The 15449-nt window shown below is 47.6% G+C and carries 13 protein-coding genes; 9 read left to right on the top strand and 4 right to left on the bottom strand.

Going from position 1 to position 15449, the window contains the following annotated elements; translation table 11 throughout:
* Positions 1–96: 96 nt before the first annotated feature.
* From tilS to LU290_RS09425, 6 genes are all read left to right on the top strand, one after another.
* The gene (gene tilS, locus LU290_RS09450) at positions 97–1515 is read left to right on the top strand and encodes a tRNA lysidine(34) synthetase TilS (protein ID WP_277808335.1); all 1419 of its coding nucleotides are present in this window, start codon (positions 97–99) and stop codon (positions 1513–1515) included.
* Positions 1516–1776: 261 nt separating this feature from the next.
* A complete protein-coding gene (proC, locus tag LU290_RS09445) occupies positions 1777–2616 on the top strand; it encodes a pyrroline-5-carboxylate reductase (protein ID WP_277808334.1) in 840 nt (279 codons plus the stop codon).
* Between the two features lie 56 nt (positions 2617–2672).
* Positions 2673–3242: a YggT family protein gene (locus LU290_RS09440; protein WP_277808333.1), complete on the top strand. Its 570-nt coding sequence runs from the start codon at positions 2673–2675 to the stop codon at positions 3240–3242.
* Positions 3243–3295: 53 nt separating this feature from the next.
* Positions 3296–4906 (top strand): apolipoprotein N-acyltransferase, encoded by a 1611-nt coding sequence (gene lnt / locus LU290_RS09435; RefSeq protein WP_277808332.1) that lies wholly within the window; start codon positions 3296–3298, stop codon positions 4904–4906.
* Between the two features lie 157 nt (positions 4907–5063).
* Entirely contained in the window at positions 5064–5480 is a 417-nt protein-coding gene (locus LU290_RS09430) for a hypothetical protein (protein ID WP_277808331.1), read from the top strand.
* A 28-nt stretch (positions 5481–5508) separates the two neighbouring features.
* Positions 5509–5814 carry a hypothetical protein gene (locus tag LU290_RS09425; protein ID WP_277808330.1) on the top strand — a complete coding sequence of 102 codons (306 nt, stop codon included), beginning with the start codon at positions 5509–5511 and terminating at the stop codon, positions 5812–5814.
* A gap of 37 nt (positions 5815–5851) precedes the next feature.
* On the opposite strand, the gene LU290_RS09420 is transcribed toward LU290_RS09425, so the two are convergent.
* Positions 5852–7021 carry a sugar transporter gene (locus LU290_RS09420; RefSeq protein ID WP_277808329.1) on the bottom strand — a complete coding sequence of 390 codons (1170 nt, stop codon included), beginning with the start codon at positions 7019–7021 and terminating at the stop codon, positions 5852–5854.
* A 225-nt stretch (positions 7022–7246) separates the two neighbouring features.
* Between LU290_RS09420 and LU290_RS09415 the strand changes: the two genes are divergently transcribed.
* The gene (locus LU290_RS09415; protein WP_277808328.1) at positions 7247–9043 is read left to right on the top strand and encodes an aminopeptidase P family protein; all 1797 of its coding nucleotides are present in this window, start codon (positions 7247–7249) and stop codon (positions 9041–9043) included.
* Between the two features lie 15 nt (positions 9044–9058).
* Here LU290_RS09415 and LU290_RS09410 read toward each other — a convergent pair whose 3' ends face one another.
* From LU290_RS09410 to LU290_RS09400, 3 genes are all read right to left on the bottom strand, one after another.
* Positions 9059–10414 carry an anthranilate synthase component I family protein gene (locus LU290_RS09410; RefSeq protein ID WP_277808327.1) on the bottom strand — a complete coding sequence of 452 codons (1356 nt, stop codon included), beginning with the start codon at positions 10412–10414 and terminating at the stop codon, positions 9059–9061.
* An 81-nt stretch (positions 10415–10495) separates the two neighbouring features.
* The gene (locus LU290_RS09405) at positions 10496–10963 is read right to left on the bottom strand and encodes a hypothetical protein (protein WP_277808326.1); all 468 of its coding nucleotides are present in this window, start codon (positions 10961–10963) and stop codon (positions 10496–10498) included.
* A 292-nt stretch (positions 10964–11255) separates the two neighbouring features.
* A complete protein-coding gene (locus LU290_RS09400; RefSeq protein ID WP_277808325.1) occupies positions 11256–12488 on the bottom strand; it encodes a beta-ketoacyl-ACP synthase II in 1233 nt (410 codons plus the stop codon).
* A 321-nt stretch (positions 12489–12809) separates the two neighbouring features.
* Here LU290_RS09400 and LU290_RS09395 point away from each other — a divergent pair, with 321 nt between their 5' ends.
* The gene (locus LU290_RS09395; protein WP_277808324.1) at positions 12810–14735 is read left to right on the top strand and encodes an EcsC family protein; all 1926 of its coding nucleotides are present in this window, start codon (positions 12810–12812) and stop codon (positions 14733–14735) included.
* 231 nt (positions 14736–14966) lie between these two features.
* A complete protein-coding gene (gene rpsL, locus LU290_RS09390) occupies positions 14967–15341 on the top strand; it encodes a 30S ribosomal protein S12 (RefSeq protein ID WP_029102685.1) in 375 nt (124 codons plus the stop codon).
* Positions 15342–15449 lie beyond the last annotated feature (108 nt).

Genomic DNA, 15449 nt, shown 5'->3' with positions numbered 1-15449 from the left:
TGGGTTTCGTTTTACTCAACCCAACCTACGACATCACATGACTTTTTATGGTTGCTTTTTGATTCGGTGGGTGTATTGTTTTGATTTATATCGCTCATGCTTACTCAATTATCAACGGTTTTTCAAGCCCATCACAACAAGCTGTCTGAGAGTCGGCTGTTTTTGGCGTGCAGTGGCGGACGAGATTCGCTGGCGTTGGCGTGGGCGTGTAAGTGCCTGTACGAGCAGGGCGATTTGCCAGTGTTGCCGATTTTACTCCATGTTCATCATGGTTGGCAGGCGGTCAATGATGAGTGGGCGGATTTGGTGGCAACTTGGGCAAAAACGCACGGCTTTGGCTGTCACATTTTACCCGTCAAATTGGCTAAAAACAGCGAAACCATCGCCAGAGACGCACGCTACACGGCATTGGCAAGCGTCATGCAGTCAGGCGATGTGCTACTACTGGCTCATCATGCAGACGACCAAGCCGAGACCTTGCTCATGCGTCTGATCAATGGGGCAGGCGTGGCAGGGCTGTCGGCGATGAAATCATGGCAGTGGCGGCGGATTTTGGATAAAGACATACAGCTGTTTCGTCCCATGCTTGGTATGGCTCGTACGCAGATCAGCCAATTTGCCAGCCAGCACGCCCTGCCTTATGTGGATGATGTTACCAATACCAGCAATGCTCATGTGCGTGGCAAACTTCGCAATCATGTATTGCCAGTGTTTGGGCAAATCAATCCACAAGCGGTGCAAAACATCGCTCGTAGCAGTCAGCTACTTTACGAAGCTGGTCAAATTGTATCATTGCTGATTGATGAAAAATTGGCATATTGCCAAGATGAGTGGTCGCAAGCACCGTTTTGTCAGGTGTTGTCGGTGGCAAGCGTGCAGTCTTTGCCGTCTGTGGTGCAGTCATCGCTCATTCATGCGTGGCTGTCGCTAGATGAACCACTACCGCCCAATCAAAGACTTGTCCAAGAAGTGCTGACGCTCATTCATCGCACAGATGCAGACCATCAGACTCGGCTATTTTGGCAGGGCGTGCACGGCTATGTGATTTGTCGCTATGGTGGGCGAGTGTATCGCTATCGTATGGACGCTTGGGCGTGCTTAATGGCGGATAATACAGTGGATAATGCGGCAGGTATCGCAGATATGCCAATAGACCACATGATGACACCGTCTAATGATGGCGTGGTGCGATTAAGACGCACCCAAAATGTTGCGATCATTTGGCAGGTTTTGCCAGAGTTTTTGGGCAGGCAAATACACATCATGCCAATCACTCGTCAGATGCGAGTGCCATTTGCCATGGGCGGTATGACCAAGCATCTGCACGGCAAAAAACTGGTGCAAAGCCTTGGCGTACCTGTATGGCTAAGAGATCATCTGTGGCAGGTTGTGGTTGATGGCGTGCCTGTGCTGATTTTGACGGTGGGGCGTGCGTGGCGATTGGATCGGCTGGACAAAAAAGGCAGTGCGATGGGTGCGAAGTTTTGCGTGCTGGGCGTAGATGGTGTAAAATGACGGCTTTGTTGGCTTGGTGTGCTTAGATTTTTAGCCATCGCATGATTTTTTAGTCATATCTACTGAATGGCAAAATGACCACAAAATGATATGATGTCGTAGGTTGGGCTCTGCTTACGAAAACCCAACAAATTCAATGAGTTGCAATAATATGTTGGGTTACGCTCAGCCCCCTAACCTACAAAAGTTGTATTGCTTTATTAGTTCGGTAGGTATATTTCCCAATCATTCTTTCAATTAAAAAGACAGGCAGGAGTATTCATGAATAGCTTAACCCACAAAAAAATCGCTTTTATCGGTGGTGGCAACATGGCAAATGCCATCATTGACGGTCTATTAAAAGTCAAAAAAGAGCAAGGACTTGCCTTTGATGTTTTGGTGTCGGATGACAACGAGTCTAAGCGTGCCAGTTTTATTGCCAAAGGCGTGCAGGCGGTCGCACCAGATGACGCTTATTTGATTATCCGTGATGCCGATGTGGTGGTGCTGGCGGTCAAGCCACAGGTGATGAGTGAAGTTTGTCAAGAGATAAGGTCTTATTTGTCTGGTCAGCTGGTGCTGTCGGTGGCGGCAGGATTGTCGGTGGCGACATTAACCAAAATGCTCGGGGGCTATGATAAAATTGTCCGCAGTATGCCAAATTTGCCGTCAAGCATTGGGCTTGGGGCGACAGGGTTGTTTGCTAGCCAAGTCAGCGATGATGATAAGGCGGTGGCAAGCGACATCATGCGTGCGTCAGGCTTGGTGGCGTGGCTGGATGATGAAGAGCAAATGCACGCCGTAACAGCGGTGGCAGGCTCTGCCCCTGCGTATTTTTTCTATGTGCTAGAAAATATGATTGAGCAGGCGGTGGCGATGGGGCTGCCCCCAGAGCAGGCGAAATCCTTGGCAATCCAAAGCCTTATTGGTGCAGGCGAGCTTGCCAAAACTGCCGATCCTGCCGTGCTACGAACGCAGGTAACTTCCAAAGGTGGCACGACTGCGGCGGCGTTGTCAGTATTTGCCGAGCAGGGCATGGGGCAGATTTTGCAAGACGGCATGAAAGCCTGCGCTCATCGCAGCCGAGAGCTTGGCGAGCTGCTTGGGCAAGATGCGTCTTGATTCGGCGAAAATTTTATTTTTAATATCAATCATTTAAGTCAAATTAGTATCGTTTTATGAATTCACCTGTTTTTATTCTTATCAATGCTGCGATCAACTTTGCGCTCATGGTCTTATTTGTGCGATTCATGTTTGAATTTGCGCAAGTCGATGCCAAAAGCCCTTATATGCAAGCCACCAGACGCATGACTCGTGTGGTGGATGTTTTTTCTGGTATTTTGCCAAATGTCGGCACGGAGCGGCACATCAGCACGGCTGCGGTGGTGCTGATGCTGATTTTGTATTGGATCAATATTTCTGCCAACGCTTTTTTGCTCGGTGAGTCGATCAGTGCGGTCAAGCTGTTTTTTGCAGGCACGCTACAAGCGATCATTAAGTTTTTGGCGATGCTGCGCTACATCATCATCGGCTCGGTGGTGGCAAGCTGGGTGGTGATGCTGATGAATGTCTCGCACCCTGCGGTGCATCTCATCATGCAGCTGTCTGAGCCAATCATTGCGCCATTTCGCCGTATCATACCAAATCTGGGTATGCTGGATTTATCACCGATTGCGGCGATTTTTGCGCTGCTACTCATGCAAGAATTCATCACCATCATCGGAGCGAACATCTGGGCGGGCATGTAAAGGCTGTCATAGATTTTACCAATTTATAAAATAACACAAAAAAGAGTCGCACCATGACCCAAAAACCCATTTATCACCCAAAAATCCCCGCCAGACCAAGCCGTCAAGCAAAAGCGCTGGTGCTGCCAATGTGGCTGTCGTTCGTGGCAGCGCTCATCGCAGGGGGCGTGTTTAGTCTTGCCTTAGCACCATATTATCTGTGGCCTGTGGCGATATTTTCTGTGATGGCACTGTATGCACTTTTGGTGCGTGAGACTGTGCCTCGTCGGGCGTTTTGGCTTGGGCTGGCTTATGGATTTGGCGCTTGGGCTGTCGGTGCGTCTTGGCTGTATCATTCGATTCATGAGTACGGCTCGATTTCGCCTGCATTGGCGGTGGTGATGATTGTGCTGATGGCGCTGGTCATGGGGCTGTTTCATGCGCTGTTTGCTTGGGTGTTTGTGAAATTTGTTGGTCGTCAGCCGCTGGCTTTTACCTCGCTTTGGGTGGCGCAAGAGTGGCTAAAAACATGGGTTTTATCTGGCTTTCCTTGGCTGTTTATGGGCTATGCTTTCACTGGGCAGGCGTGGGCGAGCGGTGTTGCCCCTGTGCTTGGCGTGCTTGGCGTCGGCTTTGTGGCGGTGCTGTTTGCGGCGTCTGTGGTGGAGCTGTTTCGTCAAAAATTGGGATTTTTGCTGTTGTCTGCTCTGGCGCTACTTGCAAGCTTTGCCTTGGCTCAGATTGACTGGGTGGTGGTGGATAAGGACGATGAGCTGTCTGTCTCTTTGGTGCAAGGCAATATCCCACAAGATCTCAAATGGCTGACCGAGTATCGAGTGCAAACCCTAGAAATCTACGAGGCGCTGTCACGAGGCGAGTGGGGGCGGGATGTCGTCATCTGGCCAGAGGCAGCGATACCGATGTTTCATGATGAGGCAGCACCTTTCATCAATGGCATCGCCAATACCGCCATGACTCAAGACTCAGCGTGGATCACAGGGCTTATGTATCGTGATTTTGAGCGCTATGATGAGACCAAAGATCTTTATCCGCCCATCTATAACAGCGTCGCCGCCATCGAACAAAATGGCACCAGTCTTTATAAAAAACAAAATCTTGTACCTTTTGGCGAGTACATCCCTTTTGAAGGGGTGTTTAATTTACTTCCTGACCTTGCCAACATGCAGGGCGCGATGAGCATCAGCGCAGGCGATGGCACGCAGCCGCCATTGATGGTGAAAGGGCGAAACATGGGAGCGGCGATCTGCTATGAGGTGGCTTATCCGGACACCACTCGCCACAATGCCAAAAACGCTCAGGTGCTACTCACCATTTCAAATGATGCGTGGTTTGGCACGACGGCAGGTCCTTGGCAGCATTTGCAGATGGTGCAGATGCGTAGCCTTGAAACAGGGCGTTATTTCATCCGTGCCACCAACACTGGCATCACCGCCATCATCGACCACAAGGGCGGGATTGTCAGCATGGCGCCGCAGTTTGAGCGTACAGTCTTGCGTGGTGAGGTGCCGATGATGACGGGTGTGACGCCATTTGTACGATTTGGCAGCTATCCGATGCTGGCGCTGGCTTTGCTGCTGTTTGTGCTAAGCTTTGTGGCAAAACGCCAACAAAACACCAGTAGCCGCACCCAAATGCACTACACTGGCAAAGGCGTGCGTGATTAAAATGACGCAAAGCTTTGTCAGAAGTGCTTTTTTGTTCAATAATTTGCATAATAATCCCTTAATGTGTCAAAGGAATTGTACAAAAAAGTAAAATTTGGTATATAATAGAGTAAATTTATTTTAATTGACATTAACCCATCGTGACGACAGGTGATTTATGGCACATGACGCATCAAATAACAACCCAACCAAAGAAACCCTTGCAGCGCTGGTTGGTATCGCTCTTTTACTTGTGATGATCGCTGGCATCGCTGTTTCGGCATGGCTGCGTCCAGCAGGCGAGCATCAGCCGACAGCACCAGTAGAGGCAGCGGCTGAGGTTGCGCCTGCTGCCGAAGAAGCGCCAGCAGCAAACATGCAAGCCAGTGACGCTGCCGTAGCAGAAGCACAGCAAAAGCTTGAACAAACAGGCGACAATACGCAAGCCCCAACGCAAGCGACCGCCACCGAGGACAAGCCAGCTGCCGAGAGCGCACCTGCTGAGACCACCAATGCTGCACCTGTGGCAGAGACCGCCGAGCAAAAAGCAGAGGCACAAGCAGCGGTAGAGGCGACCACCACTGAGAATAAGTGATGCTTGCTGATTGTCGGTGTTTTTGACATTGACAATCAAAAAATCTTTAAAAATGGGCTGGTGCAGCCTGCCCGTCAAAAGCCCTGTTGGTAAAGCAGGGCTTTTTTATTGGTGCGATGTTAATGCGATGATAAATGATGTAAACCATCCATTTAAAATCACCCAAGCTGATTTTTTACGACTTGTAGGGGCGGATGATTTGCCCCATTGGTACTATTGGGCGAAAAATTGTTCGTCTCCACTGCCTAAAATCAAATTTTATGGTCATTTTACAGTTTGTCTGCGACTATTTTTATTGGCCCAATATTTATCAGTTGCCATGCCATGTCCGTGAGTAAATTTTTACTTTTATAAAATGGGGTTTGGCGAAGCTAAGATAGCGAACGGATTTTACTGCTAATGATGAGCGTAAGCATCGCAAGCAATGCGACCGCCATGCCGACATAGCCTACATAAGACAGCCCAAGCGTGCCGATGACGACGCTGCCTACCAAAGCACCGCCACCAATGCCGATGTTAAAAATCCCAGAAAACAGGCTCATCGCCACATCGGTGTATTTGGGCGCAAGGCGCAGCACCTGCATCTGCAAAGTCGGACCGATGGCAGTCGCCCCCATGCCCCACAAAAAAGCATTCATAATCCAAAGCGCAGAAACATCCGCCAAGATATGCATGAAAAATAATCCTGCTGCCACCAAGACCAGCGCCACCCATAAAAATCTCTGCCCCAAGCGCTCATAATACCGCCCAAACAGCCAGCTGGTCAAAATCCCTGCCGCACCAAACATGAGCAAAATCCAAGTCGTTGCACTGGCGGATAATTGCACGATATTGAGCATAAAAGGCTCAATGTAGCTGTACGCCGTAAAATGTGCCGTCACGATGAGCAAGATGATGCCATAGACGAACAGCAGTGGCGTGTTTTTGACGATGTCAGGCAGGCTTTGAATGCTACCGACATTGCGACTGGGCAGCTTGGGTAAAATTCGGTGTAAAATCACAAGACACACCAAAGCAAGCACACCAATCAAAGCAAAGCTCGTCCGCCAGCCGAGCCATTGCCCCACCAGTCGCCCAATGGGCAAGCCCAATACCACAGCAAGGGCTGAGCCTGTGGCGAGCAGTCCTAGGGCTTGGGCTTTTTTGTGTTTGTCGGCAAGCCTAACCACAAGGCTTGCGGTGATTGACCAAAAAATGGCATGAGAAAACGCCACGCCTGCCCGAGCCACAAGCAAAACGCCAAAGCTATTCGCCACTGCTGATAGGGCGTGGCTGATGATGAATAGGGCGAAAATCCCCATCAGTAGGCGTTTTCGCTCCATGTTGGCAGTCAGTAGCATGAGCGGCAGCGACATCAGCGCCACGAGCCACGCATAGACCGTCATCATGATGCCGACATCATCGACCGACCTGCCAAAGCTTGCGCCAATGTCAGAGAGTAGGGCGATTGGCATGAATTCGGTGGTGTTAAAAATAAATGCAGCAAAGGCAAGCAGTGCCACTCGATAGGTTCGCAGTCGTTGGATTTGTGTGATTGTCATTTTTTGGGTGTTAAAAGGCGTGTGAGTGCGTCATTAAGATACGCAGGTAAAAAAGCGTGATTGTACCATGATTTGCTAAGTTATCGCAAAATTGAGCTTATAGGAAAAGCTGTGATACAATGGTGATTGTGATGATAAAAATTGCTATTAAAAATTTTAACAGTCAATTTTAACAGTGAGTATTTTTATCATTTTAGATGTCAAAAATATAAAAAGGTAATTGTCATGTCAAATTCTATAAAGGCTCGTCAAGAGCGTATCGCACGCATTCGTCAAGTCATGCAGTCGCACGGCATCGATGCTCTGATTATCCCTTCTGCTGATCCGCACATGTCTGAGTATTTGCCTGAATATTGGCAGGGTCGTGCTTGGGTGTCTGGCTTTACAGGTTCGGTGGGGACGCTGGTTTTGACGCACGACACCGCAGGGCTGTGGACGGATTCTCGTTATTGGGTACAAGCACCGATACAGCTTGATGGTACGGGAATTGAGCTACAAAAAATGGAGCAAAATCACCCAACCTTTGGGCAGTTTTTGGCGGATTATTTGCCTGATGGGGCGGTGGTCGCCATTGATGGGGCGGTGCTGTCGGTGGCAGAATTTGACCGTTTAAATGAGATTTTTTGTGCCAAGAATATCCGCCTAATGACCAAGTTGGATGTGCTTGCAGAAGTGTGGCAAGACAGATGTGGTTTGCCTTGTGAGCCGATTTATCCGCATCCATCGGCATTTGTTGATGTGTCTGCTTTGGATAAGCTGAGCCAAGTTCGCCAAAAAATGCAAACACTGGGGGCGGATTTTCATCTGATTTCAAGTTTGGACGACATTGCATGGCTGACCAATTTGCGTGGCATGGATGTGTCGTTTAATCCTGTGTTTTTGTCGCATTTATTGATTTGTGCAGATGGGGCGACTTTGTTTGTTGATGGTGATAAATTAGACGCTCAGGCAAAAGCCGCCTTGCAAGAGGCAGGCATTCAAGTGGCAGATTATGACTCTGTGGTGTCCACCCTTGCTACGGTGTCAGGCTCGCTACTCATTGATCCTGCCAAAGTCGCCATAAACACCATCGCCAGTGTGCCAAAGAGCGTCCATATCCAGCGTGCGATGAGCCCAAGTACGGTACTAAAAGCAGTCAAAACCGACCGTGAGCTGGGTCATGTGCGTGAAGCGATGCGTCAAGATGGGGCGGCGTTGTGCGAGTTTTTTAGTGATTTTGAACGGCGTATCCATGCAGGCGAGACGCTCAATGAAGTGGATATTGACACTTTGCTTAATGACGCACGCAGTCGGCAGCCACACCATGTTTGTGCCAGTTTTGATACGATTGCAGGTTTTCGTGGCAATGGGGCGATCGTACATTACCGAGCCGAAGCCGATACTTGTGCGACCTTACAAGGCGATGGACTGCTGTTGATTGACTCGGGGGCTCAGTATTATAACGGCACGACCGACATCACTCGCATGGCAAGTGTTGGCGTGGTGTGCGATGACGCCAAAAAAGATGTTACTTATGTATTAAAAGCACACATTGCCTTGGCAAGGGCGGTCTATCCTATGGGCATACCGTCCGCTCAGCTGGATGTGCTGGCACGCAATGAGCTTTGGCAACAGGGTTTGGATTATGGTCATGGTACAGGACATGGCGTGGGGTATTTTTTAAATGTGCATGAAGGGCCGCAAGTGATTTCTCGTAATGCACCCACTTTGCCCGAACGCACCATGCAATACGGCATGATTACCAGTAACGAACCAGGGCTGTATCGTGAAGGCAAATGGGGCATTCGTCTGGAAAATTTGGTCGCAACCGTGCCTGCTCATCACACAGAGTTTGGCGAATTTGCCCGTTTTGAGGATTTGACGCTTTGTCCGTTTGACACTCGCTTAATACTGCCAAATCTATTGACCAAAGAAGAAAAAGACTGGCTTAATAGTTATCACAAAAAAGTGCATGATGAGCTGATTGACCGAGTAGATGGCGATGCTAAAGCGTGGCTGATCGAGCGTACGCAGGCGATTTGAGCGTGGTATTTGCTTTTAAATGCTTGCCGATTCAAACACCGCCAAAATCGCCCCCACTTTATCGGTGCATTCTTGGTATTCGCTGTCCAAGTTTGATTTGATGGTAACGCCACCGCCTGCCCAAAGCTCGGTCTTGTCCGACTTTTGGGCGGTGCGAATGAGCACATTCCAAATGCCTGTGCCATCAAAATTCATATAGCCCATCGTGCCACAATACGCCCCCCGTGGCGCAATTTCTAGCTCGTGAATGATTTCGCAGGCTCGTTTTTTGGGTGTGCCCGTGATTGAGCCAGCAGGAAGCGAACCAAATAAAACAGTTAAAGAATGGTTGTTATTTAATTGGGCGGTGATGGTGCTGACCATGTGATGCACATTTTTAAAACTTTCAATGGCAAAGCGTTTGGGTGTTTTTACCGTGCTGACTTTGGCATATTTGCCCAAGTCATTACGCAGTAAATCCACAATCATCAAATTTTCGCTAATATCCTTTTCGCTGTTTTTAAGTTCATTTTTTAAATCATCGTCAATGGTAGGATTGGCGTGGCGTGGGCGTGTGCCTTTGATGGGTTTGGTAACAAGATGAATGTCGCCATTTTCCCCATAAAATTCAAAAAATAATTCAGGCGATACCGACAATAATTCAAAATTGGTTAATTGTAAATAACCTGCAAAAGGAGCATTCATATGATGTTGTAAATTGGGTAAATGGCTGGATAAATTAGCCAAATCCGCTTGCCATTTTTGGGTAAGGTTAATTTGATAAGTATCGCCTGCTTTGATGTATTCTTGGGTTTGGTTAAAGGCTTGGGTGTAATCTTGTTTTTGCCAAGTGGGATTAAATTGAGCGAGTTGGGGTTGGGTTAATGTTTCTTTTAATAAATCCGCCAAATCATTTTTAATCTCATTAAAAAATAATTCACCCACATCAATGCCAAAAAGCTCAAATCCAGCATCGCTCTTTTTTAAATAAACATCATAATGCCCCAAATAAGCACAGGGCTGATTTTTTTTAATACCGATGGTAGGATTTAATTCGTGAGCCGATATGTCATAGCCAATAAAGCCCATTAAGCCGTGGGTGTATTCGTCTTTTTGGCTGGGGCAATCCAAGTTTTTGCCATAGGCGATGAGTTCCTTTTGCCAATCGCTGTAAGTGGTGGCATAGGCAAAGCTTTGCCCTGTGTGGCGGTCATAGCGGTGGGCGGTGAATGTGCTGTCAAATTCAATGTGCCAAGCGGTTTTTGGGCAAATGCCAATCACGGGACGGTGATTGTTGTTCAAAAAACACACCTGCCAATCAGGGCGGTGTGTGGCAATTAGGGCGGTAAGGGTGCTTGGGCTATGGGTGGTGGTAAAATGATGGGTGAGCATTGTTAAAATGATAAAGAAAAAGGCAAATTGTAAAGCAAGTTTGTCAAAAATAAAACCCTATTTTAATAATAGGGTTAATCATCATAAAAATGGCTTGTCAATATTGACAGCATGCCAAACTTTTTCAGCTTTGCAATTTGGGGTGTTAATTACGCCATTAGTCAAATATTCATCATAGTTTTTGCTTTGTGAACCGCCAACGCTGACTTCATCGCCAAGTGTAAACTTTTCACCCCGATGATTGCCAATCCAAAACGGCTCATTTTGCCAATCAATATACAGACCTGTTATCACAATCAACAGGTCATTGATGTACAAACAGCCATTTTTGGCATTGAGCGTGCCTGTATAAAAAGCTGCATTGCCTACTGCTTGCCGATTGGTTGAATATACGACAAAGACCGATGGTTCTGACGGGGCTACTTTGCTTGGCTGAGCTGTGTCAATGTTTATCTGCTCGGTGGGTTTGGGTGCGTTTTGCGGCTGACACCCCAAAAGGACAAGCAATAAAACTCCAAAAATACTTTTGTAAATATGTTTATTTGGCATATAACACCTATTTTTTTAATGAAATTCTAAAATCCTACAAGTTTAAATTATTGTTTTTATGTTTTAAATGAGCATAATATACCAACCAAACAATAAATTTGATACGGTTTTGTAGGGGCAAATCACATTTGCCCAATCAATCAAGGTTTTAAACAAAAGGGCGAATATCATTCGCCCCTACCATTCAATGGTGAATTTTGTGCCAGTTTTTAAATTCGGTTGGTATATGTTATTGTCCGAATCATATTAACACAAAAAAGCCCGTCATCACAACGGGCTTTTTTAAGTTTATTTAACCTTCAAACTTCCTAACCACCAACGCCGAGTTCGTTCCGCCAAAACCAAAGCTGTTACTCATTGCTGAGTTAATCTTGGTGTGGCGAGTCTCACGCACGATGTCAAAAGGTTTTGCTCCGTCATCAAGCTCAGTGATGTTAATGCTTGGGGCAATAAAGTCATTATTCATCATTAGCACACAATAAATCAGCTCTTGTACGCCCACCGCCCCTAGGCTATGTCCTGTCATTGATTTGGTGGAGCTAATCGGCGGTGTTTTTTCCGCACCGCCAAACACCTCTGCGATGGCATTTAGCTCAGTAATGTCGCCAAGTGGCGTACTGGTGCCGTGCGAATTAACATAGTCCACCGTGTCAAGCCCTGCCTGCGTTAGGGCGATTTGCATACAACGGGTCGCCCCTTCGCCACTTGGGGCAACCATCTCCGCCCCATCGGAGGTTGCCCCATAGCCGACAATCTCCGCCAAAATGTTCGCCCCACGAGCGGTAGCGTGTTCTAAGCTCTCAACGACCACCATACCGCCACCACCTGCAATGACAAAGCCATCACGGGTCGTGTCATAAGGACGGCTGGCGGTGGTTGGCGTGTCGTTGTACTGGGTACTCATCGCCCCCATCGCATCAAACATACACGACTGCGTCCAATGCTCGCTCTCGCCACCGCCTGCCAGTACCACGTCCGCCTTGCCAAGCTGAATCAGCTCCATGGCATGACCGACACAGTGGCTCGATGTGGCACAGGCAGACGACAGCGAATAGCTAATGCCCTTGATTTTTAGCCCCGTTGCCAAAGTTGCTGACACCGTACTGCTCATAATCTTAGGCACGGCAACCGCCCCCACGCCCCGAAGTCCTTTTTCTTTCATGTTATCCACCGAACTTACGACATCTGCCGTGCTTGCCCCACCCGAGCCTGCGACCACCGCCACACGCACATTGTCCGCCACATCATCAAGGGTGAGACCTGCACTCTCAATGGCAGACAATGCTGAGACATAGGCATATAGGCTTGCGTCCGACATAAAGCGTTTTAATTTGCGGTCAATTTGGGCGGTGTCCAATGCGTCTTTGTCAATTGAGCCAGAAACTTGCGATTTAAAGCCATTGTCGGCATAGCTTTGATTAAAAATAATGCCCGATTTGCCCGCCTTTAAATTTTCGGTAACGCTTGCCAAATCATTGCCAATGTTTGAGACAATGCCCATGCCTGTGATGACGACTCGTTTCATGATGTTTCCTATTAAGTTATCCAGTCAAATTTGCTGAGAAAAAGTTTACACTTGTATTTTGACTATTGTAACAAATTATTTGAAAGATGGGAAAGTTTTCTCAAAGATTGATGATTTTTTGGCAAAACATAGGCTTGGCTTTGGCTTATTGCTGTGTGTTTTTATGGATTTGGCGGTTTTGGTTTTCACTAATTAAACGCTCTGTAATAATTGCTTGATACGGTAACAATTCACCTAACTTATTTATTTAGCGAATCGCTGAATTTTGTGATACTCTTAGCTTGTTTTTGATAGTTATTGAAATTGAAAAGGAGATAATAAATGTCAAACGCAACAAACAATGAAGTAAATAACAAAAATCTTGATCAGCTTGCCGAGACCTTAGAAAATACGGATGGCGTGGAAGTTGTCGGTCATGTGGACATCGCCAATAAGTCAGTGCAAGATGTGCTGGTGGTAAAAGGCTCTATCAAGGACGCGGTGGATCAAGAAGATGCCAAGTCAGAAGATGAGCCAAGTAAAGAAAGCGGCAAAGAAAGCAAAGATAAGTCGGAAAAAGCTCATCAAGACAAAGATGATAAAAAAGACAAATCAGCCGATAAAGCCAACATCAAAGATAAAGTTGAAGACAAGGCTTTGGAAGTAAAAGAGCAGGCACAAGACAAGCTGGATGCCGCCAAAGAGCAGGTGAGCGAAGTCAAAGAGGCAGCGACATCTCTTAAAGAGGAAGTCGAAGATAAGGCTTATGCACTAAAAGATCAGGCTTTGGAGAAGGCGGATGCGGTCAAGACGCAAGCACTGGATAAAGCACAGACTTTAAAAGCTGATGCTGAGGATAAGTTTGATGATCTAAAAGCCCAAGGCGAGGCAGCGATTGATGATGCCAAGGCGAAGACTGATGAGGCTTTGGAGACTGCCAAGACTAAGGCGCAAAGCGTGCAGTCAGACATTGAGGACAAAGCGGCGGAGCTAAAAGACAAAGTCAGCGGTGCCATCGATGCTGCCAAAGACAAGGCAAGCGAGCTAAAACAGCAGGCAGAAGAGGCGGTGAGCGAGGCGACTGTGGCGGCACAAAGCGTTGCAGATGACCTAAAAAATAAATTTGATGATTTTAAAGCCGATGCTCAAGAAAAAGTAGATGCCATCAAGGCAGATGCAGAGCAAAAAGGCGCTGAATTCAAAGAAAAAGCCGAGCAGCTGGGCGGCGACATCAAGAGCAAGGCTGATGACGCTGTGGAATTTGCCAAAGACAAGGTAGATGCAGTGGCAGGCGATGTGGAGCGCATTCAAGCAGAAAATGCCGACAAGCCTGAATCGGGTATTTTGGCGAAGATTGGTGCTTATTTTGCGGGTGTGGGTGCGTCCAAGCGCACAAACTTTGTCTCGGTCGATCTAAACAACCAAGACTTTGGCGAAGATGCGTTCAGAACGCAAGCGGCGACCATCGGTTCGCAGCTGTTTGGCGGTAAGCTTGCCACGGCACAGTCGTTGGTGGGTAAGGTCGCACCGTCTGCCAATGCTGAGGGCATTTCAAAGGCGATTTTTGACAAGGCGGCACACTGGGCGAATAACTGGGCGAAAAAAGACCTACAAAAAGACAGTCGCTTTGGCAAATTGGCAAATCTGACAGACGCTGAGCGTGACGACTTTGCCCGTGATGTGGCAAACCAAAACCGTGCTTTGGCGGTGATGGGTGGTCTGTCAGGTCTGTTTGGTATCAAAGGCGTGGTGGCGGATACAGCTTGGCTACTGATGGTGTCATTAAAGTCTGTGTACCAGCTGGCACTCATTTATGATAAGCCTTTGACAGGTGCTGACGGCATCAAGCTTGCCTATGGTGTGCTGTCTGGCGCCAATCTGAGCAAGCTGCAAGAAAAGCAAGTGATCTTAACAGCACTGGCACTGGGCAATGCTTTCTTTATCAATGCTCAGGATTCAGGTCTGAAACAAGAATTACAAAAAGTTGGTCTAAAATACCGCACGGGTGACACTTTTGCCAAGCAGCTAGACGATTTGTCGCACTTTATTGACATTGACAAATTGAATGTCAGCTGGTTTAAACGCATTTTGCCAGTGGCGTCGGTCGGTACAAGCGCCTACTACAACAGAGAGCTGATCGAAGAGGTGCTGGGCACTGCGATGGCGACTTTCCGTCCAGAGCGCCCGCAGCTGTTGGTGCAGCAGGGCGAAGATGATGTCACTGAGGCGGCGGATGTCTTGCAAGACGACCAAAACGATCACGCGTGATTGATGCGTGATTGATGCGTGACTCGGTTGTGGTTTAGGGTGTCATGAGCAAATAATCACTGCTTGTCATCACAAACCATGAACCAAAACGCAAGGGCAAATTGAAAATATCATTTTGCCCTTGTATTTTTTTGTATTTGCACATATAATATATTGCCCCCAAGTGGGGATAAGTCGGCTATTTGTAAAAAATACAGCTAGCCATATTGTTACTAACGGGAGAAATTGCCAATGGCAACCACAAACCAACTTATCCGTAAAGGTCGTAAGACCATTACCGAGAAGTCGAAAGTACCTGCACTACAAGCATGCCCACAGCGTCGTGGCGTATGTACTCGTGTATATACTACGACTCCAAAAAAACCTAACTCAGCCATGCGTAAAGTGTGCCGTGTACGCCTAACTTCAGGCTATGAAGTGTCTAGCTACATCGGCGGTGAAGGTCACAACCTTCAAGAGCACAGCGTTGTATTGATCCGTGGTGGTCGTGTTAAAGACTTACCAGGTGTTCGTTATCACACTGTTCGTGGTGCACTTGACTGTGCAGGCGTGAAAGATCGTAAACAAGGCCGTTCTAAGTACGGTGCTAAGCGTCCTAAGGCATAAGCCTAAGACATCATTTGCGTAGTTTAGGGTTTGGTGTGTCAAACCCAAATGCGCAGTAAGGCTGGTTAAGCTAGCTTTTATACCAGATTATCCTGAAGATATAAGGAA

Source organism: Moraxella nasibovis (assembly GCF_029581575.1).
Taxonomy (GTDB): Bacteria; Pseudomonadota; Gammaproteobacteria; order Pseudomonadales; family Moraxellaceae; genus Moraxella; species Moraxella nasibovis.
The sequence above is the reverse complement of the archived record's forward strand: the minus strand, read 5'-3'. Positions and strand labels throughout refer to the sequence as shown.